Annotated in this window: 26 protein-coding genes; 10 read left to right on the top strand and 16 right to left on the bottom strand. The window is 58.2% G+C overall.

What is annotated here, in order from left to right; genetic code table 11:
• Positions 1-169: 169 nt before the first annotated feature.
• The 4 genes from I9184_RS03220 to I9184_RS03205 are packed head-to-tail and all read right to left on the bottom strand — an operon-like array spanning position 170 to position 3,326.
• The gene (locus I9184_RS03220) at positions 170-1,348 is read right to left on the bottom strand and encodes a phage major capsid protein (RefSeq protein ID WP_209832761.1); all 1,179 of its coding nucleotides are present in this window, start codon (positions 1,346-1,348) and stop codon (positions 170-172) included.
• 34 nt (positions 1,349-1,382) lie between these two features.
• Positions 1,383-1,928: an HK97 family phage prohead protease gene (locus tag I9184_RS03215; RefSeq protein WP_209832759.1), complete on the bottom strand. Its 546-nt coding sequence runs from the start codon at positions 1,926-1,928 to the stop codon at positions 1,383-1,385.
• Positions 1,929-1,954: 26 nt separating this feature from the next.
• The gene (locus tag I9184_RS03210) at positions 1,955-2,173 is read right to left on the bottom strand and encodes a hypothetical protein (protein WP_152458319.1); all 219 of its coding nucleotides are present in this window, start codon (positions 2,171-2,173) and stop codon (positions 1,955-1,957) included.
• Positions 2,166-3,326, bottom strand: a complete 1,161-nt coding sequence (locus tag I9184_RS03205) for a phage portal protein (RefSeq protein ID WP_209832758.1) — start codon at positions 3,324-3,326, stop codon at positions 2,166-2,168. The genes I9184_RS03210 and I9184_RS03205 overlap by 8 nt, the downstream gene beginning before the upstream one ends.
• Before the next feature lie 521 nt (positions 3,327-3,847).
• Here I9184_RS03205 and I9184_RS03200 point away from each other — a divergent pair.
• On the top strand, positions 3,848-4,336 hold the full coding sequence (locus I9184_RS03200; protein ID WP_171631665.1) for a hypothetical protein: 489 nt from the start codon (positions 3,848-3,850) through the stop codon (positions 4,334-4,336).
• 25 nt (positions 4,337-4,361) lie between these two features.
• On the opposite strand, the gene I9184_RS03195 is transcribed toward I9184_RS03200, so the two are convergent.
• Positions 4,362-5,588: a terminase family protein gene (locus I9184_RS03195; protein WP_245218020.1), complete on the bottom strand. Its 1,227-nt coding sequence runs from the start codon at positions 5,586-5,588 to the stop codon at positions 4,362-4,364.
• 597 nt (positions 5,589-6,185) lie between these two features.
• A complete protein-coding gene (locus tag I9184_RS03190; RefSeq protein ID WP_171631662.1) occupies positions 6,186-6,563 on the bottom strand; it encodes a VOC family protein in 378 nt (125 codons plus the stop codon).
• A gap of 39 nt (positions 6,564-6,602) precedes the next feature.
• On the opposite strand from I9184_RS03190, the gene I9184_RS03185 reads away from it, so the two are divergent.
• Both I9184_RS03185 and I9184_RS03180 read left to right on the top strand, forming a co-directional pair.
• Positions 6,603-7,139 carry a winged helix-turn-helix transcriptional regulator gene (locus tag I9184_RS03185; protein WP_171631658.1) on the top strand — a complete coding sequence of 179 codons (537 nt, stop codon included), beginning with the start codon at positions 6,603-6,605 and terminating at the stop codon, positions 7,137-7,139.
• 327 nt (positions 7,140-7,466) lie between these two features.
• A complete protein-coding gene (locus I9184_RS03180) occupies positions 7,467-8,732 on the top strand; it encodes a DEAD/DEAH box helicase (RefSeq protein WP_209832756.1) in 1,266 nt (421 codons plus the stop codon).
• A gap of 81 nt (positions 8,733-8,813) precedes the next feature.
• Here I9184_RS03180 and mltG read toward each other — a convergent pair whose 3' ends face one another.
• The 7 genes from mltG to fabD all read right to left on the bottom strand — a co-directional run bounded on the left by mltG (position 8,814) and on the right by fabD (position 15,123).
• Positions 8,814-9,971, bottom strand: coding sequence for an endolytic transglycosylase MltG (gene mltG / locus I9184_RS03175; protein WP_209832754.1), 1,158 nt, complete (start codon positions 9,969-9,971; stop codon positions 8,814-8,816).
• On the bottom strand, positions 9,972-11,237 hold the full coding sequence (fabF, locus tag I9184_RS03170; protein ID WP_171631648.1) for a beta-ketoacyl-ACP synthase II: 1,266 nt from the start codon (positions 11,235-11,237) through the stop codon (positions 9,972-9,974).
• Positions 11,238-11,419: 182 nt separating this feature from the next.
• Complete coding sequence (locus tag I9184_RS03165) at positions 11,420-12,163, bottom strand: 1-(5-phosphoribosyl)-5-[(5-phosphoribosylamino)methylideneamino] imidazole-4-carboxamide isomerase (RefSeq protein WP_171631644.1); 744 nt, start codon at positions 12,161-12,163, stop codon at positions 11,420-11,422.
• 123 nt (positions 12,164-12,286) lie between these two features.
• Complete coding sequence (locus tag I9184_RS03160) at positions 12,287-12,826, bottom strand: GNAT family N-acetyltransferase (RefSeq protein ID WP_171631641.1); 540 nt, start codon at positions 12,824-12,826, stop codon at positions 12,287-12,289.
• 138 nt (positions 12,827-12,964) lie between these two features.
• Positions 12,965-13,198: an acyl carrier protein gene (locus tag I9184_RS03155; protein ID WP_008756330.1), complete on the bottom strand. Its 234-nt coding sequence runs from the start codon at positions 13,196-13,198 to the stop codon at positions 12,965-12,967.
• Positions 13,199-13,404: 206 nt separating this feature from the next.
• Entirely contained in the window at positions 13,405-14,142 is a 738-nt protein-coding gene (fabG, locus tag I9184_RS03150) for a 3-oxoacyl-[acyl-carrier-protein] reductase (protein ID WP_209832752.1), read from the bottom strand.
• Positions 14,143-14,184: 42 nt separating this feature from the next.
• Positions 14,185-15,123, bottom strand: a complete 939-nt coding sequence (fabD, locus tag I9184_RS03145) for an ACP S-malonyltransferase (protein ID WP_171631634.1) — start codon at positions 15,121-15,123, stop codon at positions 14,185-14,187.
• A gap of 174 nt (positions 15,124-15,297) precedes the next feature.
• Between fabD and I9184_RS03140 the strand changes: the two genes are divergently transcribed.
• The gene (locus I9184_RS03140; protein WP_209832750.1) at positions 15,298-16,524 is read left to right on the top strand and encodes a cytochrome b/b6 domain-containing protein; all 1,227 of its coding nucleotides are present in this window, start codon (positions 15,298-15,300) and stop codon (positions 16,522-16,524) included.
• A 60-nt stretch (positions 16,525-16,584) separates the two neighbouring features.
• Here I9184_RS03140 and I9184_RS03135 read toward each other — a convergent pair whose 3' ends face one another.
• Entirely contained in the window at positions 16,585-17,157 is a 573-nt protein-coding gene (locus tag I9184_RS03135; RefSeq protein WP_171631627.1) for a YceI family protein, read from the bottom strand.
• Between the two features lie 125 nt (positions 17,158-17,282).
• Positions 17,283-17,801 (bottom strand): hypothetical protein, encoded by a 519-nt coding sequence (locus I9184_RS03130; protein WP_171167615.1) that lies wholly within the window; start codon positions 17,799-17,801, stop codon positions 17,283-17,285.
• A 283-nt stretch (positions 17,802-18,084) separates the two neighbouring features.
• Between I9184_RS03130 and rpsF the strand changes: the two genes are divergently transcribed.
• The 6 genes from rpsF to I9184_RS03100 all read left to right on the top strand — a co-directional run bounded on the left by rpsF (position 18,085) and on the right by I9184_RS03100 (position 21,869).
• Positions 18,085-18,438: a 30S ribosomal protein S6 gene (gene rpsF / locus I9184_RS03125; RefSeq protein ID WP_152458335.1), complete on the top strand. Its 354-nt coding sequence runs from the start codon at positions 18,085-18,087 to the stop codon at positions 18,436-18,438.
• Between the two features lie 28 nt (positions 18,439-18,466).
• The gene (rpsR, locus tag I9184_RS03120; RefSeq protein WP_005608650.1) at positions 18,467-18,694 is read left to right on the top strand and encodes a 30S ribosomal protein S18; all 228 of its coding nucleotides are present in this window, start codon (positions 18,467-18,469) and stop codon (positions 18,692-18,694) included.
• Positions 18,695-18,706: 12 nt separating this feature from the next.
• Positions 18,707-19,327, top strand: coding sequence for a 50S ribosomal protein L9 (gene rplI, locus I9184_RS03115; RefSeq protein ID WP_171631623.1), 621 nt, complete (start codon positions 18,707-18,709; stop codon positions 19,325-19,327).
• Between the two features lie 156 nt (positions 19,328-19,483).
• Positions 19,484-19,969 carry a lytic transglycosylase domain-containing protein gene (locus I9184_RS03110; RefSeq protein WP_171723044.1) on the top strand — a complete coding sequence of 162 codons (486 nt, stop codon included), beginning with the start codon at positions 19,484-19,486 and terminating at the stop codon, positions 19,967-19,969.
• Positions 19,970-20,205: 236 nt separating this feature from the next.
• Positions 20,206-20,907, top strand: a complete 702-nt coding sequence (locus I9184_RS03105) for an autoinducer binding domain-containing protein (RefSeq protein ID WP_171631615.1) — start codon at positions 20,206-20,208, stop codon at positions 20,905-20,907.
• Positions 20,908-21,014: 107 nt separating this feature from the next.
• Positions 21,015-21,869: an acyl-homoserine-lactone synthase gene (locus tag I9184_RS03100; protein ID WP_209832748.1), complete on the top strand. Its 855-nt coding sequence runs from the start codon at positions 21,015-21,017 to the stop codon at positions 21,867-21,869.
• Positions 21,870-21,970: 101 nt separating this feature from the next.
• On the opposite strand, the gene tig is transcribed toward I9184_RS03100, so the two are convergent.
• Positions 21,971-23,302, bottom strand: coding sequence for a trigger factor (gene tig, locus I9184_RS03095; protein ID WP_209832745.1), 1,332 nt, complete (start codon positions 23,300-23,302; stop codon positions 21,971-21,973).
• Between the last annotated feature and the right edge of the window lie 28 nt (positions 23,303-23,330).

Raw genomic sequence — 23,330 nt, 5'->3', positions numbered from 1 at the left:
CACTCACTCCGCAATCTCGGACCCCTCCAGGGCCCCATCCTTGGAAAATGGCGGGCACGCGCCGCCCCACGTTGCTCGGACGGAGGGGAACAGCTAGACAACGCAGAGGATCTCACTCCGGCCCGCGCCCGCCGTCCGAGGGGCCAGGGCCCCCCGGATTCAGCCCGCGTTAAGCGGTGCCGAATTTCACCAGCTTGATCGCAGCAAAATCGCTGACATCGCCGCCGACGCGCTTGGTCGCATAGAACAGGACATGTGGCTTGGCGCTGAACGGGTCGCGCAGCACGCGCAGATCAGGACGTTCGGCAATGGTGTAACCAGCCTGGAAGTCACCAAAGGCTATCGAGAAACTGTCGGTTGCCAAATCCGGCATGTCCTCGGCGATCAGAACCGGATACCCCATCAGACGCGCCGGCTCACCTGCGGCCAAACCATCGGACCACAAGAAACGGCCATCGCTGTCCTTCAGCTTGCGGATCACACCTGCGGTCTTCGAATTCATCACGAAGGTCCCGTTGACCCGGTACTGCGCGCCCAGCGCATAAACCACATCGACGATCGCATCCGCATCAATACCCGCATCAATACCGGTCGCGACATAGCCAAGGCTGCCCCACGACCAGCCATCATTCGGCACCGCTCGGTGGATCATCAACCCCTTGGGCTTGTCGACGCCATCGCCGTTGATGAATGCCGCCGCCTCGGCGCGTGCAAACTTGTCGGCAATGCGCCCGGCCAGCCAGCCCTCGACGTCGAAGGCGCTGTCATCCAGCAGGCGCTGCGACGCTTTGGGCAGCGCGCTCAGCTCGTGCAGCGGGATCGAGATGCGATCGATCGACGGTGTTCCGGTCTCCGCTGTGGCCGAGTTTTCGTCAGCCCAGCCCGCACCTACATCGGTGTGATCGATCAGCACGTCGAACGAATTTGCCTCGACATTCACGACCGATGCAATCGAACGGATCGAGGCGGTCGAGTTCAAAACCGACTTGATCGTCTCGGCAGTCTGCGGGTCAACCAGATAGCCACCGTCGCTGTTGACCGCTGTTGACAGGGACTTGCCCTCCATCTCGAGGCCACGCAGCCCGTCATCTTCGCCGGACCGCACATAGGCGTCAAATGCCTTCTGATGCGGGGCTCCGTCTTCGATCGAAGCGGCAAGATGCGGGCGTGCCGCGATTGTTGATTTACGATCCAGCATGGTCAGTCGCTCTTCTGTCTGTTGCAGTTTTGTATTAACTTCGGCTTTCAGGCCCTTGAATTCATTCACGAAGCCAGCCATCGCCCGCTTCACCTCCTGAACCAGGGGCGCACCCTCTCCGGTCAAGGCCGGGGTTTTGGTCTTGCTCATCAGCATGTCCTGTTCCGAGTGGTTTTGAGGCGCGCTAGGTCCGCGCCAGCTCCTGCCGGGCATCGTTGAATACGTCGGCAATACAGCGCAGGGCTTCCTCGGCGTCAGGTGTCCTTCCCTTCGCCGCCACCCGCGCACTGGGCAGCATCGGGAAGGTCACCAATGACACCTCCCACAGCTCCAGTTCGGTCAGGACCCGCTGGCCCTTGTCATTCTTCACGGCCCGTTTGGTGCGGTAGCCGATCGACAGACCATCCATCGCACCTGCCCGGATCAATTCTGCCGCCTCGCGGCCCTTCTGCGTGCTCTCCAGCAAACGCCCCTTGACCCACAGGCCCTTGTCGTCCTCGCGCACTTCGTCCCACACGCCGATGGGCTGGGCCGGATCATGCTGCCACAGCATCTTGACGCGCTGACCCGCTCTGGCCAGCCTGTCAAGCGAGCCGCGATAGGCGCCACGCTGCACCACGTCACTGCCCTGATCGACCTGCCCAAACAGGCTGGCATAGCCCTCGATTGCCGCGTCATCCGTAACCGACAAACCGTCGCCGAACCGTGCGAATTTATGCTCTAAATCCATGAACTTCTCCATGTAACCCATTGAACTTATGGCGCGACCACCAAGAGGGATTGAAACGCCTGTGCCAGGATCACCGCCGCCACGCCATAGACCGTCAGCCACAGCCGGCGCTCCAGCCGCTCCATCATCTCTTCGATCTGATCCAGACGCCGACACAGATGTGCATGCTGGATCTCGGCCACCCGTTCATGCGCGGCCAGACGCAGACCTGGCGCGCACTCGAACGAGGGATACCCCTCACCCATCTGCACGCTCCGGCAGCCCCAGCAACGCGCGCTTTTCCGCATCCGTCAGAAAATCGGCCCCGTTGACCCGCGCCCATTGCGCGTCGCGTTCTGCCGACAGCGCGGGCACCTGATCCAGGTCAGGCTTCAACACCAGTTTCTCGCCGGTAAAGCCCGCCAGCCAGTCCGACACCGCCGCCGCCACCCGCGTCACCAGGGGCAGCACGGTCAGGCGATAAAACGCCCGGTTGGCCTCCTGATAGTTTGAATAGGTCGCGTCACCCTGGATCCCCAGCAGCATTGGCGGGACACCGAAGGCCAGCGCGATCTCGCGGGCGGCGGCTTCCTTGGTCTTTTGAAACTCCATATCGGACGGAGAGAACCCCATCGGCTTCCAATCCAGTCCCCCTTCCAGAACCATCGGTCGCCCGGCATTCCGCGCCCCGCGATAGTTCTGCTCAATCTCATCCGACAGACGCCGGAACTGATCCTCGGCCATCACCCCGTGGCCATCACCTTTCCACACCAGCGCCCCCGAAGGCCGCGCCGCATTATCCAGCAGCGATTTCGACCAGCGCGACGCGCTGTTATGCACATCAATCGCCATCGCGGCCGCCTGCATTGGCGAGAACCCATAATGATCATCCTGCGGGTGGAACGACTTGATATGGCAGATGTTTTCCGCCGCAAACCGATGCTTCTTGCCACCGACCGCGTAATCATACGCCTTGGGCCACCCATCCGCCCCCGGCACCACGCTCATCCGGTCCGAGCGCAACACATGCAGCTCAACCGGCAGCCCTTCTTCGGCCTGAACCGCCTCGACATAGGCGTTCCCCGACAGCAGCAACTGCCCGAACAGCGCCTCCATCAACTCCGCCCGCCCCTGCGCCGCATTCGGACGGCGCATCAGCGACAGGATCGGATGGGTATCAAACCGCTGCGCCTGATCCTGCAGCACCAAAGGCAGTGCCGCCGCCGCCTCGGCAATCAACTTGACCGAGCGGAACCCCACCGGGTTCCCCGAAAACCCCGTCCGCGTCAGCGACACCGCGTCCCGAGGGCTCCACGCCACGCGCCCGCCGCTCTGCCACGCCACCACAGGCCCCGTCGCGCTCGCCTTCGCCTCTGGCGCTGCCTCAGCCGATCCACGACGCAAGAAATCGAATACCATCTGTGCTCCTTTCTGCCGCCGCTCTGCCCGGCTTGTTGAAAGGAGTTATGACGGAAAGAAGTTTAAACCTCGGGAATGGGGCGTACGGGGGGTGGGCAACGGGTGGATATCTGTCAAGGAAATGCGCAGAACACTAAAGGCATATCCGCCAAGGCTAGTCGTCGTCTCGCATACCTACAAAATAGTGCCTTGTAAGACCTGCGATTATCAATGCTGTAACCAGCGAAGTTCCCATTCTGTGCTTCCCGCTGAAGCCGGGCTGATCAAAGTACCAAAGCGTGCCAAAACACCCAAGAAGCGCCAAAGCAACAAGTAAGAAATAAGTTTTTTTGCAGGACATTTTCAACACCTTAAGATTGCAGGCCCCAAACCCTTTACAACTTGGCGTATTGGTGTCAATCGAGGACCATACTCGAATTATCCCGCGCTTCCGCCAACGTATGTAAGGATCTGCGTCGTTGACAGTAAATTACGTCAGAATGGTCTCAATCCTATTTTCTCTGTTGCCCTTAGATTGCAACATGGCGCTTGCCAAAGACGCGCGATTATCTCTCGCTCATGAGATTCAAAAGGTGTCCGAGACCCGACAGGTTTCAGGAGGAAACAAGGTTGGCAACCACTGGTTTCCAGAAATACGTGTCAAACAGCAAATCAAGGTGGCAGGTTGCGACGCAACTGTTGAAATCGAAGAAACCAGAAAGCAAGGGACGCGCATATACGGCCTGACGTTTGATTTGGCTCGGACTCAGGTTCCTGACCCCCATAACACTGACAGCGCACTTTGGAGGTTCGTAGAACTAGAGAGTTCCGTCAAATTCGCAGACATGATTTTCTTGTTTACAGATCCCTACACGCCTACTCCGCATGGTAACCCTCACATCCCCATTCCTAATGCACCAGTAAAGTACTACCCGTTTGGCATGGCTGAATTGCAAGATGACGAACGGCCTCGTCGTCTACTGACCCTGCTGCGCAAATATCAAGAAGAATATTGCACTTTTACCGGGTGATCATAGCCACAAGAGAACAAGGCCTTCACAGACTCCGCACCCGAGGCCGCCGATACACCCCCGCAGGCCCCACAACCAACTCATGCAACGCCCAGACCAGAGCATCGACCCGGTCGGGTGAGCCCTGCCCTTCGAACCCCCTCGCGGTCATCTGGCACATCTGCTCCTCCAGCGCGTCCAACCCGGCAACATGCGACACCCGTCCCTGCTCATACAGGGCCGCCACAGGCTCTGCCCGCGCGACCTTGCCACGTGACGCACGCACCGGCCGGAACGGGACCAGAGGGTCCACCTGCCGCACGACCTCTTCCACCAACTGCCCACCCTGATTGACCTCGGCCACCAGCCGCTCGGCCCCGAACTCATCCATCGCGTCAATCGCCGCCTGCGCCCAGCCCGCCGGGCCAACGCCCTGCACCGTCCGGTCAGCCAGCACATAGGCGCGCCACGCCTCGGGCGGGCCTTGCACTTGCGCGCCAACCACCACGATCCCGCAGGCATCCGCGCCTGACCCGGACGTCACCGCCGGGTCCAGCGCCACCACGATGCGATCCAATTCGGGCACTTGTGCGCAGCGCGCCGCCTCAAGCATCGAACCCGTCCACAGCGCGCCGTCCGCATCCGACAGCAACACCCCGTCCAGCTCCTGCCGCCCCAGCCGCGTGCCGGCATAGCGCGCGCGCACTTCCTCCAGAAACGACGCCGCCAGATTGGCTCTGTTCGCCTCGGTCGGTGCATGGGTCTGCACCGTGGAGGGCGACGCCAGCAGATCCTTCAGCACCTTCACATTGCGCGGCGTCGTGGTCACGCAGACCCGGGGCCTCTCGCCCAAACGCAGCGCAAATTGCAGCATGTCCCAGGTATCGCCCGCTTTCTTCCACTTGGCCAGCTCATCCACCCAGGCCGCATCGAACTGCGGCCCGCGCAGCCCTTCGGGATCATGTGCCGAAAACGCCTGAGCCTCGGCCCCGTTGGGCCAGATCAGCTTGCGCTCAGATGCCTTCCACGTGGGTCGCCGATCCGGGGGCGAACATTGCAATATCCCGCTGTCGCCAAAGATCATCACATCGCGTACCTGATCGAAGGTCTCACCAACCAAAGCCACCCGACAGGCCTGCCCCTTATCCAATGGCAAAGACCCCTCGACCATCGACCGCACCCACTCGGCCCCGGCGCGCGTCTTGCCCGCACCGCGCCCGCCCATGATCACCCAGGACCGCCAGTCACCCTCGGGTGGCAGCTGATGCGGCATCGCCCAGAATTCGAACAGGAAAGGGAGGGCACACAGCCCTCCCTCCCCGATCTCACTCAGAAATCTGTCCTGCACCGCAACAGGCGCGGAGGCGAGCCAGCCTGCACCCGACTTCAAACCGAGCTCGGTCAAGATCGAGCGCGTACCCTCCTTGGGCAATTCCGGCTTGTCTGTGATGTTGTTCGACAAAGCTTGTCTCCACTTTCTGACAACTTCGGATCAGCCCCTCTAACTGCCCGAGTTGCTTGGCTGAACCAGCAAGATCTGCATCCTCCCCGGCTCCGATCTGTTTGCGCAGTTCTTCCGCCGCTTGCCGCAGATCGCGAATGGACCTCTCAAGCGACTGCAACAATTCAGCCGTCTGGGAAATCCGCTCTTCCGGGGTAATCAAAGTCATGTTTGCCTGTGACCTCATGCGTGAGTTTTCTCCGCACGAGAGAAGCAAAAAAACGGCCACCGGGTCGCCCCGGGGCCGCTGCCCACTTCTTCTAGCATGTCACAAGATATATAGGATTAAGTCCGCAAAGTCAATGCGTTACGCAACGCCGAGGCAACACGCAGCGATCGCTGTTTTGGGTTTTTCTTTACCTCTTACTCTCAGCGCTGGCCTGTCAAATCCTGCGCCAGCATCAGCGCATTCCTATCCGGATCATAAAACGTTGCCGTGCTGACCATCCCCTCAATCGTGTCCGTTTCACCGTCAAATTCCACGCCTGCAAGTTCCAACTTTCCACGCGCCTCCGCGATATCCGCGACTTCGAAGACAGGCACGCAATTCCCCGGAGAGGCTTCGGCCTGTTCGCCCAGTCCCAAAGTGACTCGGTCGACATTGGTTCGCAATTCGCTCCATCCTGCTTCATCAATGTGGTGGATAAGCTCGAATCCCAGCTTGGCGGCGTACCATTCCGCACTGGCATGTCGATCCCGAACGGACATCGCAAGTGTGATGGTGTTCTTCAATGAAACGAGCGACATAAGGCTTTTCCTTTTTGAAAAATATATTTACTATACTTTATGGACATAGATACACTTGTCAAGCTGACGTCGCGGGCTTGGTCCCTGAAAATTCTTGCGCTGCTGCACGCCAAAGTTCCGGGCCGACAAGCCCCGCTTCTGGCAGCGACCGACGCAAGCCGAACCGCCTTTGCAGCCAGTCTTGCTCATCTTATTGAACTTGGAATGATCGAAAGAAATCCCGGCCATGGGCACCCTCTACGTCCAGAATTTCGACTAACGCCATGCGGGACCGAGGCTGCCGCGATCGCCAGCAAGATAATTACCACCGCCCGCTCTGAGGATGAAATCAGACTTCTGCGAAAATCCTGGACTGTGCCAGTTCTGGCGTTGGCAAGCACCCCTCATCGTTTCTCGGCCATCAAATCAGGTCTTTCGGTCATTACAGATCGGGCGTTGTCCTCATCCCTTCACCAATTGGAAGCACAAAACTGGATCCGACGCGACATTCACACTGCCGAGAGGATGCCATTTCCAACCTATCAGGCCGTGAATACTGGAATGGCGATCAACAGGGCCGTTGGTTTAACACTGTAATTCAATGGCAGTCTGGTGCCGCGAACAGTGCCTTATTCGACTCAGAAGACCACCAGAAGGCTTGCCAGCGCTTGACATTCCATGGCGGAACCCTCATGTGCCCCACATCACAGCGCTGATGCGTGAGCCCAAGCGGACCTCGTCCGCCCCACAGCGCCAACTCATCATTCCGGTTCCCCATCACGCAGGGTTCTTGACGCGACGGCCGGATGGCGCAGGATACGCCTGCTCGTCCCGAGGTCTCGCACAACCCCTGCCGGTCGCCAACGCGCGACCCTTCATGACCTGTCCGCGGGCAAACGCTCCGGGCTGCAAAAGGATAGTTATTTGTTCGACTTTGATATGCTGGGCCTTGCCCCGGCACTAAACGAGGCACTCAAACGTGCCAATTTCACTCAACCCACCCCGATCCAGAACCAGGCGATTCCGCTTGCTCTGAATGGTCACGACATTCTGGGACTGGCGCAAACCGGCACCGGAAAGACCTTGGCTTTTGGCCTGCCTCTGATCGATCACCTTCTGGCCCAACCCGGCAAGCCCGACCCGAAAACCGCTAAAGCGCTGATCCTGGCGCCCACCCGGGAACTTGTGAATCAAATCGCCGACAGCCTCCGCACCTTGACGAAAGGCACCAAGCTGCGTGTGGCCACCGTCGTCGGCGGCCAATCGATCAACAAGCAGATAATGTTCCTTTCCCGTGGCACCGATATTCTGGTCGCCACACCGGGCCGCCTGATAGATCTGATGGAGCGGGGCGCGGTAAACCTCGGAGCGGTACGCCATCTGGTGCTGGACGAAGCAGACCAGATGCTTGACCTGGGCTTTATCCATGCACTGCGAAAAATCGCTCCGGCACTGGGCACCCCACGCCAAACCATGTTGTTTTCGGCCACCATGCCGAAGCAGATGGAAGAGCTCAGCCGTGCTTACCTGACCAACCCGCAGCGAGTGCAGGTCTCGCCTCCGGGCAAAGCCGCCGACAAGATTACGCAGTCTCTGCACTTCGTTTCCAAGCCCGGGAAACCAGCCAAGCTGCGTGAAATCCTGTCAAAAGATGTGGACGCTCTGACACTGGTCTTTACCCGCACCAAACATGGCGCGGAACGGCTGATGAAAGGGCTTGTGGCCGATGGCTACAACGCCGCATCCATCCACGGCAACAAAAGCCAGGGTCAGCGCGATCGTGCCATCAAGGCGTTTCGCGCGGGCGAAATCAACATACTGGTCGCCACCGACGTTGCCGCCCGGGGCATCGACATCCCGGGCGTCGCCTACGTGATCAACTTCGACTTGCCCGAGGTGCCTGACAACTACGTCCACCGTATCGGGCGCACTGCCCGCGCAGGGCGCGAGGGCGAAGCCATCGCCTTCTGTTCACCGGAAGAAGTTGATCTGCTGCGCCAGATTCAAAAGCTGATGAAGATCGAGATTCCAGTTGCCAGTGGCGCGATGCCCGAAGCCGTGCAACCTGAAAAACCGGCGCGCCGCCCGAACAACCGTCGCCGGGGGTTCAAACCCAAGCCCGCCAACGGGGAAGGAAAACCCGCAGCAAACAAACGGCGTCGTCCACGCAGCAAACGTCCGGCGGCCTAAGATCGGAACACAAAAAAGCCAACGCCGGTTCAATGACCGGCGTTGGCGCAACACGATGAACGAAACCATTTTTCGTTCAGATCAATTTCCCGAATTCTGCTCTGCCTCAATCTCGCGCCATTTGGCGACATTGCGATTGTGCTCCTGCAAAGTTTCGGCAAATGCATGGCCACCCGTGCCATCGGCAACGAAGAACACGAAATCCGTGTCATCCGGCGCAACAGCAGCTTCAAGGCTGGCCAAGCCCGGATTGGCAATCGGCGTCGGCGGCAAACCGTCTATCTGATAGGTGTTCCATGGGGTTGGTCGGTTCAGCTCGCTGCGGCGCAGCCCGCGCCCCAACGTGCCTTGCCCTTTGGTGACGCCATAGATGACGGTCGGGTCCGTCTGCAACCGCATCCCCTGTTTCAGCCGGTTCACAAAAACACTGGCCACTTGCCCGCGCTCTTCCGGAACTCCGGTTTCCTTTTCGATGATCGACGCAAGGATCAGCATTTCTTCGGGACTTTGCAGCGGTAACCCGTCCTGACGGTTTTCCCAAACGGCGTTGATCCGCAATTGTTGCTTGTCCTGCATCGCCTGCAAAATGTCCTTACGGTCCTGGCCCGCCACAACATCGTAACTGTCAGGCGCCAGCATCCCTTCGGCCGGGATCTCGGTCACCTCACCTGTCAATGCGTCGAACGCCTTCAACGCCTGGACCACCTGCCACGAGGTCACACCTTCGGCCAGCGACACGCGGTAACGGGTGTCCGCCTCGTTGCGTTTCTCGGTATAGGCCTCAGGCACCTCTTCTTCCGACGGATCAAACGACGCGATTTCGACGAAATCCAGGGTCGCTGGGTTCAACTCGCGCACACGGGTCTGAGCACGCGTCACACCGATACGATACTCAATCTCGGATCCACAGGTGCTGGCACCGCTGCTGGTAATTTCGTCGATGATCTGCTCCATCGACGCGCCTTCCCGCACAAGAAAGCTGCCGGCTTTCAACTGCTGCGCCCGATCCGTGTAATCGGCGGCCATCCGAAAGATCGTGGCACTGCGGATCGCGCCCTGCTCTTCCAGTTCCTGACTGACACGTGTCATGTTCGATCCGCTTCTGACCTGAAGACAGATTGCGGTTTCAAGCGGGCCTTCGGCCTTGTACTGGGTCTGACCCCAAAGGATCAGTCCTCCCATCAGAAACAGGCCGACCACCAGAATGGTCAGCGCGTTCGAAGCAATGGCCCGCCACATTTAGTTGACCTTTCCGAAGATCACGCTGGCATTGGTGCCGCCAAACCCGAACGAGTTCGACAGGGCCACGTTGATCTCGCGCTCACGCTTGGCGTTCGGGGCCAGATCAATCGGTGTCTCCACCGCGGGGTTGTCCAGGTTGATCGTCGGAGGTGCGACCTGATCGCGGATCGCCAGAATCGAGAAGATTGCCTCGATCGCCCCCGCTGCACCCAAAAGGTGACCGGTTGCCGATTTGGTCGACGTCATGGTGGCGTTCGCGGCGTGGTCTCCCAGCAGACGTTCGACCGCACCCAGTTCGATCGTATCCGCCATGGTCGAGGTGCCATGGGCGTTGATGTAGTCCAGGTCCTTCGGCTCCAGCCCCGCGCTGCGCAACGCGGCTTTCATCGAACGTTCTGCCCCGTCACCGTCCTCGGACGGTGCCGTGATGTGATATGCGTCGCCCGACATGCCATAGCCCAGCACCTCGGCGTAAATCTTCGCACCGCGGGCCTTCGCGTGTTCATACTCTTCCAGGATGACGATGCCCGCACCTTCGCCCATGACGAATCCGTCGCGGTCAACGTCATAGGGTCGGCTGGCCGCCTTTGGATTATCCGCATATTTGGTCGACAACGCCTTGCATGCGTTGAACCCGGCGATGCCGATCTCGCAGATGCAGCCTTCGCCGCCACCAGCGACCATGACGTCTGCGTCCCCTGCCCGAATGATACGGCTGGCGTCACCGATTGCATGGGCACCGGTGGAACACGCCGTCACGACCGAATGGTTCGGCCCCTTGAAGCCATGCCGGATCGACACCTGACCTGATGCCAGGTTGATCAGAGCACCCGGAATAAAGAACGGTGAAACCCGACGCGGGCCTTTGTCGCGGATCAGATTGGCGGTATTCGCGATCGAACCCAACCCCCCGATGCCAGAACCGATCAGAACACCTGTTCGCAGGCGGTCCTCTTCATCTTCCGGCAACCAGTTCGCATCCTTGCACGCCATTTCAGCGGCTGCGATGGAATACAGGATAAAGTCCTCGATCTTGCGCTGCTCTTTCGGCGGCATCCAGTCATCGGGATTGAAGGTCCCGTTGGTTCCGTCCCCGCGGGGCACCTCACAGGCGTAGGTCGTGGTGACACCACTGCCTTCCGCATCAAAATGCGTGATGGGACCAGCGCCGGACTCTCCGTCCAGCAGCCGCGACCAGGTTTCCTCGACCCCGCTGGCCAAAGGAGTGACCAATCCAAGACCGGTTACAACGACTCTGCGCATGAAGTGCCTCTTGCCTGCTTCCTGTTATGAGAACCGCTCTTACCCCGGCCCGGGGTCCGGGGGCAAGAGCAACGGCGATTTCATGCGGGCTTCCCACCGCCGGGTAACCGAAGCAGTACCGCTTTGGGTTACGGAAATCGGCGCCGCCCTTTCACGATTCCGGTTGAAAGGGCGAAGCGTATTTATTGGAACTGTGCCACCGGCTCATGCGCCGATTTTGCCATTTCCAGAGCATCCGTCAGGTCAAGTGTCTTGCGAAACAATGCACGCCCCACGATCGCACCCGAGATATTGGGAATATACGCCAGCCGCGAGATGTCATCCGCGGTACGTACAACCCCGCTTGCTATCACCGGGGTGCGCGACTGACTGGCGATCCCCGAGATCAAACCAAGTTGAGCTTCGACGTCCTCCATATCGCTGTCGATATCGGTCACCACGATAGCAGCAAACGGCGCCCCCTCGAACGCGTCGATAAACGCTTCGGGCGTGAATACGCTTTGGCTGCGCCAGCCATCCGTCATTACGAAACCTTGCCAGACATCGACCGACAGCACGATTTGATCCGGGTAGAGCGTGGCCAATTCCTTGACCAGCTTCGGCTCGCGCGCTGCCAGCGTCCCTATCACGACGCGACCGACGCCCTTGTCGATCCAGCGCTCGACCTGTTCGCGCGTCCGCATGCCACCTGCCAACTGAACCGGGATTTCGGCCGCGCGGATAATCTCTTCAATCAATTCGACGTTGGTATCTTTTCCCTCTATCGCATCGAAATCAGTCAGGTGCATCCATTCGGCACCCGCTTCGGCCCAGCTTCGCGCCGTTTCAACCGGGTTTACGTGCCAAATCATAGCGTTGTCCAAACGACCTTTGTCCAACGTGACACACCGGCCGTTCTGCAACTCCATAGTGGGGTATATCCTCATGAGCTCGGTCCTCCGCTCAATCGCTCTGAAAATCCCCGGCAGCATACACCTGGAACGCCCTCCCAATATCACCGGGATCGGCACAGTTTGGCCATTTTGCGGCATAGTGTCGAAGTGGCAGATTTACGCGAGCGCAGGTGGCCCGTTGCGCCGAAGCAAATGCACCGGGGTTTCATTATACACCCCTTCCCGCATCAATACATAGCCCAGCTTTTTGGCAAGCTTCTGCGACGAGGCGTTGGACGCATTCACCATCGCAACCAAAGGCCCGGGAATCACCCGGTCAAACCAGTCATGCGCTGCCTTGGCCGCCTCATACCCCAGGCCCTGCCCCTGCGCCTCGGGCGCCAGAACCCAACCCGCCTCGGGAAACCCGTCGAAATCCTCGCCCATCCGGCGGTTTCCGTAAAAGAAACCGGCCTGTCCGATCAGCTTTCGATCCGATTGTTGCAGCACACCCCATTGTCCAAACCCGGCCATGTGCCAATGCCCGGCATTGCGCAAAAAGGAATCCCATGCTTCTCCGCGCGATCGGGGTGAGCCGCCAATATGCTGAACGACGCACGGATCTCTCCAGATCTCGGCGAACCGGTCAAAGTCCTCCGGGCGCATGGCACACAGCGTCAAACGCGCGGTATTTATCATGGGAGTGGATCTTATCATGCCCTGTCCACTTGGAATTTTGCCTCAATGGAAACAGTGCGCATCCAAAAATGACCGCGCAAGCCTGAATTTTGAACAGGCATAAAAAAACGGCGCCTCCGTTGCCCGGAAGCGCCGCATTTGATCAGAGGGAAACGCTTAGGACGCTTCGCTGATGAACTTTACGGCGTCGCCGAAGGTCTGGATGGTCTCGGCAGCGTCATCGGGGATTTCGATGCCGAACTCTTCTTCGAAGGCCATGACCAGTTCAACGGTGTCCAGGCTGTCTGCGCCCAGATCATCGATGAAGGACGCGTTTTCCGCGACTTTATCTTCTTCAACACCCAGGTGCTCAACAACGATCTTCTTAACGCGATCTGCGACGTCGCTCATGTCTGTTCCTCATTTCTTTACAGGGCGGTCTGCCCGATTCTGCCCTTGCCCGCACGGGTTGGCTTTGATTTGCCCGTTTCGGGCGGTTTGGGTCCCGGCGAACCGGGAAGTCGAAGGCCGACCTGAACAACCGGCCCCGCATAGATGCGCCGCCTATAGCATAGTCGACGCAAGAGGCAAACGCTTTCGCGCTGCCCCTGTGGCGATCACAACATGGCCATGCCGCCGTTCACATGCAAGGTGCTTCCGGTAACATAACCCGCTTCGGGGCTGGCAAGATACAGAACGGCCGCTGCGATTTCTTCGGGATCGCCCATGCGACCCGCCGGAACCTTGAGCAACAGACCCTTTTTCTGCTCCTCGGTCAGCTTCTCGGTCATTGCCGTGGTGATAAAGCCCGGAGCCACGGCATTCACGGTAATTCCGCGCGTTGCCACTTCGTGAGCCAAAGCCTTGGAAAACCCTATCATCCCGGCTTTTGACGCAGCATAGTTGGCCTGCCCCGGGTTGCCAATCGCGGCAACCACGGACGAGACATTCACGATCCGGCCCCAGCGTGACTTCATCATGCCGCGGATCACACCTTTGCACAGTTTCATCGTCGAGGTCATGTTCACGTCAATAACGCTCTGCCATTCCTCATCGGACATGCGCATGAACAGGTTGTCGCGCGTGATACCCGCATTGTTCACCAGGATATCCACCGATCCCATCGCCTCGGCCGCTTGCTTTGGCAACGCTTCGACGGCCTCCGGATCGCTCAAATTGCAAGGCAACACATGCGCGCGTTCGCCCAGTTCGTCTGCCAGAGCCTGCAATGGCTCGACACGTGTACCGGACAATCCGACCGCTGCGCCAGCACCGTGCAACGCACGTGCAATGTCGCCTCCGATACCGCCCGAAGCACCGGTGATCAGCGCATTCTTACCTGTCAAATCAAACATTCGGTTTTCCTCTTGGTGCGTCGGCCATGACGCTTTTTGAGCTTACGATTCGGCCTGAATGGCCTTTTGAACATCTTCCGGTGTGCCCACTGCCTTGCCTGCAATGGCACGATCGATCTTGCGGATCATGCCGGACAACGCTTTGCCAGCACCGATTTCCCACGTTTCAGTCACGCCCTGCGCGGCCATGAACTGAACGCTTTCCCGCCAGCGAACCGAACCGGTCACCTGTTCCACCAGCAACTGACGTATCAGATCCGGATCACTGACGGCTTCGGCGCGCACATTGGCCACCAAAGGCACGGAAGGCGCCTTTATCTCGACGGCAGCAAGCGCTTCCGCCATGACATCTGCCGCAGGCTGCATCAGCGCACAGTGAAATGGAGCACTTACAGGCAACATAACAGCACGTTTTGCGCCTTTTTCCTTGGCAATCTCGGCGGCACGCTCGACAGCGGCCTTGGAACCGGACACAACGACCTGGGTTGGATCGTTGTCATTGGCAGCCTGACAGACCTGTCCCTGCGCGGCTTCTTCTGCAACGGCGCGCACCGCCTCCAGGTCCAATCCAAGAATGGCCGCCATTGCGCCCTCGCCCACCGGTACGGCACTTTGCATCGCAAGACCGCGGGTGCGCAGCAAGCGCGCGGTGTCCGCAACCGACAGAGCCCCCGCTGCCGCAAGGGCCGAGTATTCACCCAAGGAATGACCCGCCACGAAAGCCGCCTGACCAACCGAAACGCCTTCGGCTTCCAGCGCACGCATTGCCGCCATGGATGTCGCCATAAGAGCAGGCTGGGCGTTCTGAGTCAGCGTCAAGTCGGCGATGTCGCCTTCCCAGATCAATCTGCTCAGCTTCTCTCCCAGTGCCTCGTCCACCTCATCGAAGACGGCCTGCGCCGCCGGATAGGCATCGGCCAGTGCTTTGCCCATACCGATGGTCTGGGCGCCCTGCCCCGGAAAAACGAACGCGAGTGTCATTGCAACCTCATGGATGATGTCAGGTTGCGGCGGGGTGTAAACTGACTGAACGTCTGGCACAAGCACTGCCTGTGTTCTGCATTCTGGCACCTTGGCTGTGCACAAGCGCTTACTTGTGCCGACTTCCGATAACCTTAACTTGGGCGCAGCACAGAATCTCGGAGCGTTGCACCCATGGCCTCGACCAATTCCTTTTCAAGCTACGGAAGTGTCGCAAAGACGTTTCACTGGCTCACCGCGTTGCTGATCTTCACGGCCCTGCCGCTCGGCTGGATCGCGGACAACCTGGCCCATGCTGTCTTGCATGCCTCCACAGCCCCAAGCGAGGCCGAAATCGCACGCGCGGCGCGCATGTTCTCATTGCACAAAACCATAGGCGTCACCGTGTTCTTCGTTGCTTTGGCTCGGATAGTGTGGGCCTTCACGCAAACCAAGCCCGGCCTGCTGAATGCCGACAACAAGCCCGAGGCTTTTGCCGCCGAAACCGTCCACTGGCTTCTTTATGGGTCACTGGTGCTTGTGCCACTGACCGGTTGGGTGCACCACGCCGCAACCGAAGGGTTTGCTCCAATCCTCTGGCCCTTCGGCCAAAATCTGCCTTTTGTAGCGAAATCAACCATTGTGGCCGAGGTGACAGGCGTTCTGCATTGGCTGTTCATGTGGACGCTCGTCGGCGCGCTGGTCCTGCATGTTGCCGGAGCGTTGAAGCATCACGTCATAGACAAAGACAGCACGTTGCGCAGGATGTTGCCGGGTGGGTCGGACGCACCGGAGCCTCCACACCAGCATCATTCCCTTGTGCCCGCCGTCGCCGCGGTGGCCGTTTGGGCGCTTGTCCTCACCGGCGGCTGGGTCTCTGGCGAATTTGCGCGTGAGGCCGACGATGATGACGCCGACGTCCAACTGGCCGAGGTGCAATCAGACTGGCAGGTTCAGAACGGCACCCTGTCCATCACGATTTCCCAATTGGGCAGCCCGGTCACCGGCTCGTTTTCCGACTGGACAGCCGCAATTGCTTTTGACGACCCTGCCGAGCCTGGCCCGGCCGGGTCCGTCGAGGTCACGATCGCAATAGGGTCTCTCAGCCTCGGAACCGTAACCGAACAGGCCATGGGTGCGGATTTCTTCAACAACGCCCAGTTTCCGACGGCCCAGTTCACGGCTGACCTTTTCAAAACCGAAAGCGGATATGAGGCACGCGGACCACTGACAATCCGCGACAAGACGATCGATATCATACTCCCGTTTTCACTGGACCTTCAGGACGACACCGCGACCATGACAGGCTCGGTTGATCTGAACAGGTTGGATTTCGGCATCGGCGCATCGCAGCCCACCGAAGATTCGCTCGGCTTCACCGTCACCGTCGCTGTGGAACTCGCCGCGTCCCGCAGTCAGTGATGCCAAAAAATATCGCCGGTGACAGGATCACCGGCGGTTTTCGTGTTCGGTGTCTTGCGCTTATTCGGCTTTTTGCGCTTCGACCGAGATCTGCACCTGCACTTCGTCACTTACAAACGGTGCGAACTGGCCCAGATCAAATTCACTGCGGACAAGGGTCGTGGTGGCGTTGAAACCGGCCCATGGCTTGTTTGCCATCGGGTGGGTGTCAACCTTGTTCAGTTTGGCATCCAGAACAACGGATTTGGTCACGCCGTTCATGGTGAGGTCGCCGGTGATCTTCGCAGTGTCTTCACCGGTCACTTCGATACCCGTCGAGGTAAAGGTGATCAGATCGCCCTCGGTCGCACCAAAGAAATCCTCGGTCATGAAGTGATCTTCACGTGGCTTCCAACCGGTGAGCATCTCCAATACCGGCATCGACACGCTCACGCTGGAGGCGGCGGGATTTTCCTGATCGAACATGATCTCGCCCTCAAAGCCCGAGAACATGCCGGTTGTGGTTGAAAAGCCCAGGTGGTCATAGCTGAAGACAACCTGGCTGTGGCTCGGGTCCAGCACGTATTTCTCGGCGCTGGCGAATGCCGTGGTCGCCGATACGGCCAGTGCAGCAGCAAGAAGGGTGGATTTCATAACAATCTCCGCGTTTTTGTGAATGCAAACCGTCTGGGTTGCTCACAAACAAAATGTGCCGCCTGTCGGCGGCACACAACCTTTTTCGAGTCACAACATCTGTTCCTTTTTGAACAGAATAAAGTTCAGCCGAAAATTGTTACGCTCTTGCTCAGTTGCCCTTTCAACGCTCGGCTGACATCCGCCGATTCAAGGGGCAGCTTCATCAAAAGGCTCCCATCCACATCAAACAAGTGGACTTCGTTTTCTTCAAAACGCGCACCACCCAGCGATTCATAGCTGCGGCGCAGCACCGTCTGAGGGCGTCCGTCTTCGTTCTTTTGCAGAACACGGACTTCGCGGCGGATCGGATCGAAATAGGCATCCGGGCGCTGATCAAGAACTTCGATCGTCAGCAAACTGACACCGACGATCAGAAACAGCATGGATGCCACCATCTTGATCGGCCAGACATCTGCGCCCACGATCGAACCCGGCATCAGCCACATCGAAAACGCCGAAAAGATCAGGAACGCTCCGACCAACCGCGCCAGGATCAAACGGGCCTTCCAGTTTGGCGCGAAGGCAATCATTACCGGCACCGAATGCTCAAAGCGTGAGCCTGCCGCCTCTTCCCGGTATGTGTTTGTATTGGTCGCGGTCATAACACTTCACCTTTTATCAGGTTACTGTCGATTTTCTGTTTGGTCCGGGTAACGTCCGGTATGCAAAACAACTTTGAGCCGAAAAGCGTCAGCATTTGGGCGGCCCAAAGGAAATTGGGCGGCGTCTCAAAGGCATATGTGGCGGGGCTTGCTCCTGCGGTTCAAACGTGTATACGGGGCCATCCTTCGCAATCAGATGAATCGCGCAGCCTCTCGTGGCAGGGTCGCGAAGGACCGGATGGCCCCGCCTATGAAATGCGCCTTGACATAAACAGGAGTGCACATGCCACTGTATGAGCATGTAATGATCGCGCGTCAGGATCTGTCCAACGCGCAGGCGGAAAGCCTCGTCGAACATTTCGGCACCGTTCTGGCTGACAACGGCGGCAAGCTGGTTGATAGCGAGTACTGGGGCGTCAAGACGATGGCCTACAAGATCAACAAGAACCGCAAGGGCCACTATGCCTTTCTGAAAACCGATGCCCCCTCGGGCGCGGTGCAGGAAATGGAACGCCTGATGCGCCTGCATGATGACGTCATGCGCGTTCTGACCATCAAGGTTGACGGTCACGAAGACGGCCCGTCGGTTCAGATGCAGAAGCGTGACGAACGTGGCGACCGCCGCGAGCGTCGTTGATCACCGCCTGAGGAAAGGACACTAAACCATGGCCGCAAAACCATTTTTCCGCCGCCGCAAGGTCTGCCCGTTCTCGGGTGAGAACGCGCCGAAAATCGACTACAAAGACACCCGTCTGCTGCAGCGCTACATCTCTGAGCGTGGCAAGATCGTACCTTCGCGCATCACCGCCGTTTCGGCGAAAAAGCAGCGTGAACTGGCCCGTGCTATCAAGCGCGCCCGCTTCCTCGCCCTGCTGCCCTACGCCGTGAAGTAAGGAGAGACTGACATGCAAGTTATCCTTCTGGAACGCGTTGCGAAACTGGGTCAGATGGGCGACGTCGTTGACGTCAAGCCCGGCTACGCCCGCAACTTCCTGCTGCCCCAGGGCAAAGCCCTGAGCGCGTCCGATGCCAACATCGCGTCGTTCGAAGCCCAGAAAGCGCAGCTTGAGGCCCGCAACCTGGAAACCAAGAAAGAAGCTGAAGCACTGGCTGAAAAGCTGGACGGACAGCAGTTCATCGTGATTCGCTCGGCATCGGATGCTGGCGCTCTGTACGGCTCGGTCACCCCGCGTGACGCCGCTGACGCCGCAACCGAAGCTGGTTTCACTGTCGACAAAAAGCAGGTTGTTCTGGTCAATCCGATCAAGGAACTGGGCCTGCACTCGGTTGCAGTCAAGCTGCACCCCGAAGTCGAAGTTGAAATCAAGATGAACGTGGCGCGTTCGGAAGAAGAAGCCGAGCTTCAGGCCTCGGGCAAATCGATCCAAGAACTGGCCGCCGAAGAAGAAGCAGCCGCTGAATTCGAGATCGCCGAACTGTTCGACGACATCGGCTCGGCCGCATCCGAGGACGAAGAGCTGGCTCCGGAAGCCGCTCCTGCCGAGGAAGACGAAGCCAAAGCCTGATCCGGCAAGGTTTCGAACACAACAAAGGCCGTGCTTCAGCGCGGCCTTTTTTCTTGTCTACGAGACAAACCAGCAAATTTCAGCCCAACTCCATCCATAATCTTGCAGCCAAATACTCAGGCCATATCATTGCCACTCGAAACCCCGGAGAAACTCATGCCCCCGTTCACCCGTCGCAATCTCTTGGCACTCTTACTGACAGCCCCGTTGGTTGCCTGCGGTGCAGGAGAAGTCTCCAAGGCCGAAACATCACAGTTCAACCCTATGCTCTATCCAAACGAAACGCCGGAACTTCGCGCGTCGATCAACAAATGGGCGGACCATTACGAGCTTCCGCGAGAGCTTGTTCACAAGCTTGCCATTCGTGAAAGCACGCATCGCCCCTGGGCAGTCAACCGACCCTATTATGGACTGCTGCAAATCCTTCCGGCCACCGCGCGATCCATGGGGTACACCGGAAACGCCAAAGGCTTGTTGGACGCGGACACCAACCTTGAATTTGCAGGGAAATACCTTCGCGGTGCCTGGCTTCTGTCTGATGGCAACCAGGATCGGGCGATATTTCTTTATGCCAAGGGCTTTTACCCCGAAGCCAAAGCGCGCGGATTGCTGGTGGAAACTGGGCTAAAACCCGCCAACTGACGGTGATTAGCGTCAGAAAGCTGCGTGAAATTAGCACTTTTTGCCGAATAGTGACAAAAATGTTCTATTGAGTGTCTCATTATTTGGAATTGCGCAGACAATTAGTACCTCGCCTTGTCATGTTTAGGAAATTATGGTGTTCTGGCTCGGTGAGGTAAACGGGTTCCACTCTGTGTTATATGCATGCTCGACGACACCATCGGGCTGTAAGATGGGCCGCAGCTGGTAGGCACCACATGGAAATTGTCGATCTGAGCACTCTGCCGGATTCAGAAGTTCGATACACCGAATTTCTAAGGCAAATCTGTGAGAAGCATGATATGGATCATGCTGCATATGCTGGCATGAACCCGGCCGCCGGTACGGTGGCTGGCTTTGTGACCTATGACGACGCCTGGAACAAGCACTACCAGAACCAGGGTCTGATCATGATCGACCCGACCATCCACATGGCCCGCCGCAGCATCGCGCCCGTGGATTGGAGCCGCCTCGAGCGCAGCCCCGATTTCCAGCGTGTATTCCGGGATGCCCACGATTTTGGATTGCCGAACCAAGGCGTTACGATTCCCGTGCGCGGCCCCTATGGGGATATCGGCCTGCTGAGCGCAACGCGCAATTGCAGCAAAGAGGAATGGCGCAAGCTTTATACGCATGTCATCAGTGACTTGCAGTCGATGGCAGTACACATCCATGACAACGTGGTTTCATCAGACGAATTGACCAGCGCGCTGTATCATCCAACGCTCTCCAGACGTGAGACAGAGATATTGCAGTGGGTTGCAGCGGGGAAATCGCAACAGGATATCGGCGATATTCTGTCCATTTCGCACCGAACCGTAGAAGTGCACTTGCGTTCCAGCCGAGAAAAGCTTAGTGCGCTGACCACCCCTCAGGCCGTTGGCCGCGCGATTGCAATTGGGCTTATTACCCCAAGTTAAACAAAAAAATCGCCAAATTTCGCCAAAATACGGGAAACCCCCAATAGAAAATCTCCCCGGGCCCGGTAACTTCTATTTTACCGAACAACCACTCGAAGGGGGAAGAAATGATCATCGTGGTAGATGGCCTGAACAGACATATGTTCAGCGAAGTTCTTGACGAAATGTTCGAGCTGAGAGCACGTGTTTTTGGTGGGCGCCTGGGATGGGACGTCAACATTCAAGACGGAAAAGAAATCGACGAGTTCGATCAACTGGACCCGGCATATGTAATCGGACTCGACGATGAGGGGAATGTCGTCGCCGCCGTGCGTGCCCTACAGACCACCGGACCACACATGTTGTCGGATGTCTTCTCGGCGATCCTTTGCGGCGAAGCACCTCTTCGCAGCGCAACCATGTGGGAATCCACCCGTTTCTGCGTAGACACCCAACGCCTCACGCGTGGCAAGGAAAAGAACTCAGTCTCCTACGCGACTTGCGAGTTGATGATCGGTTCTTTGGAATATGCGAAAAACGCAGGTATTCAGGACATCATCACCGTGATCGATCCGGTCATGGATCGGGTGCTGAAGCGTTCGAATTGCGCGCCTTATGACTATGTCGGCAAGACGGTTCCAATGGGCAAGGTTCACGCATTGGCTGCTTTGTTGGACTGCACCGAAGAACGTATCGCCGGTCTGCGTGAATTTGCGGACATTCACAATGACGTCTTCATGGGCGACGAAGAAGCGCTGGCCCTGTTTGCCGCGAAGAAAGCCGCAGCCAAGAATCCTGCGAATCAGGATCACAAACCACTCACCGATCTAGAGAAGTACTTTGTGGAACAGATGAGCGCCGCAAAAACCGAAGCTGAACGGAAAGATGTCCTCAAGCTGATCGAAGCGCTTACGGATACCTTCACGCCAGAACAAAAAACCGCTCTTTTGGAAACCCCCCGTGCTTTTGCTCATGAGGCCTGACCCCCTCACCTCATAGATACAAAAGCCACCCATGCGGAGCCGTCTGATTGCAGGCGGCTCCGTTTTTTTGTCCCTTCTTCCGATGAAGGGAAGGAAGAGGATTACTCCTCTTCCAGTGCCTCAACGGCTTTCTTAAGGTCGTCTTTGCTGACTTCCTTGTCAGTGACCTGAGCCAGCTCCAAAACGTAGTCCACAACCTTGTCTTCAAAGATCGGCGCACGCAGCTGTTGTTGCATCTGTGCGTTCTGCTGAACGAACTCAAAGAACTGACGTTCCTGACCCGGGTACTGACGTGCCTGGTTCATGATTGCCTGTGTCATCTCAGCGTCGGTGACTTCAACCTCGGCCTTCTGGCCCAGTTCAGCCAGCAACAGGCCCAGGCGCACGCGGCGCTCGGCCAGCTTGGTGTGCTCGTCCGTGGGCTCGATCGGGTCATGATCGTGGCCTTCGACTTCTGGGTTTTCTTCGTGCCACAGTTGATGCGCAATCTGCTTGGCCTCGGCTTCAACCAGCGACGGCGGCAGATCGAACGACACCTTCTCGTCCAGCGCATCCAGCAAAGCGCGCTTGGTCACGGCGCGAGATGCACCTGCATATTCAGCTTCCAGGCGCTCTGCGATCTGGCTTTTCAGGGCTTCAAGATCTTCGGCGCCGAATTTTTTGGCCAGTTCGTCGTTCACTTCCGCAGCAACCGGTTCTTTGACTTCCTTGATTGTGCAGGTGAACACGGCGTCTTTTCCGGCCAGATGCTCAGCGCCGTACTCTTCAGGGAACGTAACGTTGACGTCCTTTACTTCTTCGGCTTTCACGCCAATCAGTTGATCTTCGAAGCCGGGGATGAAGCTGTTCGAGCCCAGAACCAGCGGGTAATCCTCTGCCGAACCACCTTCAAATTCTTCGCCGTCAACCTTGCCAACGAAATCGAACACGATCTGGTCGCCGTCCTTGGCTTTTGACCCCTTGCGGCGCGCTTTGAAGTCCTGAGCGGTTTCCGCCAAATTGTTTAGCGCCTCTTCGACGGCGGCGTCATCGGCCTTGACGATCAGCTTTTCCAACTCGACCGATTTCAGGTCAACTTCCGGGATCGCTGGTAGCGCCTCGTAGGACATGGCGACTTCCACGTCATCGCCTTCTTTCCAGTCCTCATTGGTCATCTTGACCTCGGGCTGAAGCGCGGGGCGATCACCGCTGTCTTCGAAATGCTTGTTCATGGCGCCGTCGATAGTTTCCTGCATCGCCTCGCCCAACAGGCGCTGGCCAAACTGCTTTTTCAGCAGCGCCATTGGCACCTTGCCTTTGCGGAAACCTTTCATTTCGATTTCCGGCTGCGCCTCGGTCAGTTTTTCATTGACCTTCTCGTCCAGCTCGGCTGCTGACACAACGATGTTGTAGCCACGTTTCAGACCTTCGTTCAGCGTCTCGGTAACCTGCATTATGGTAGTCCCCATAGGATTCGGGGCG

Origin of the sequence: Ruegeria sp. HKCCE3926, from assembly GCF_017872515.1 — a bacterium.
Lineage (GTDB): Bacteria > Pseudomonadota > Alphaproteobacteria > Rhodobacterales > Rhodobacteraceae > Ruegeria.
Note: the sequence above shows the minus strand (reverse complement) of the source record. Positions and strands in the feature narration are given on the sequence as shown.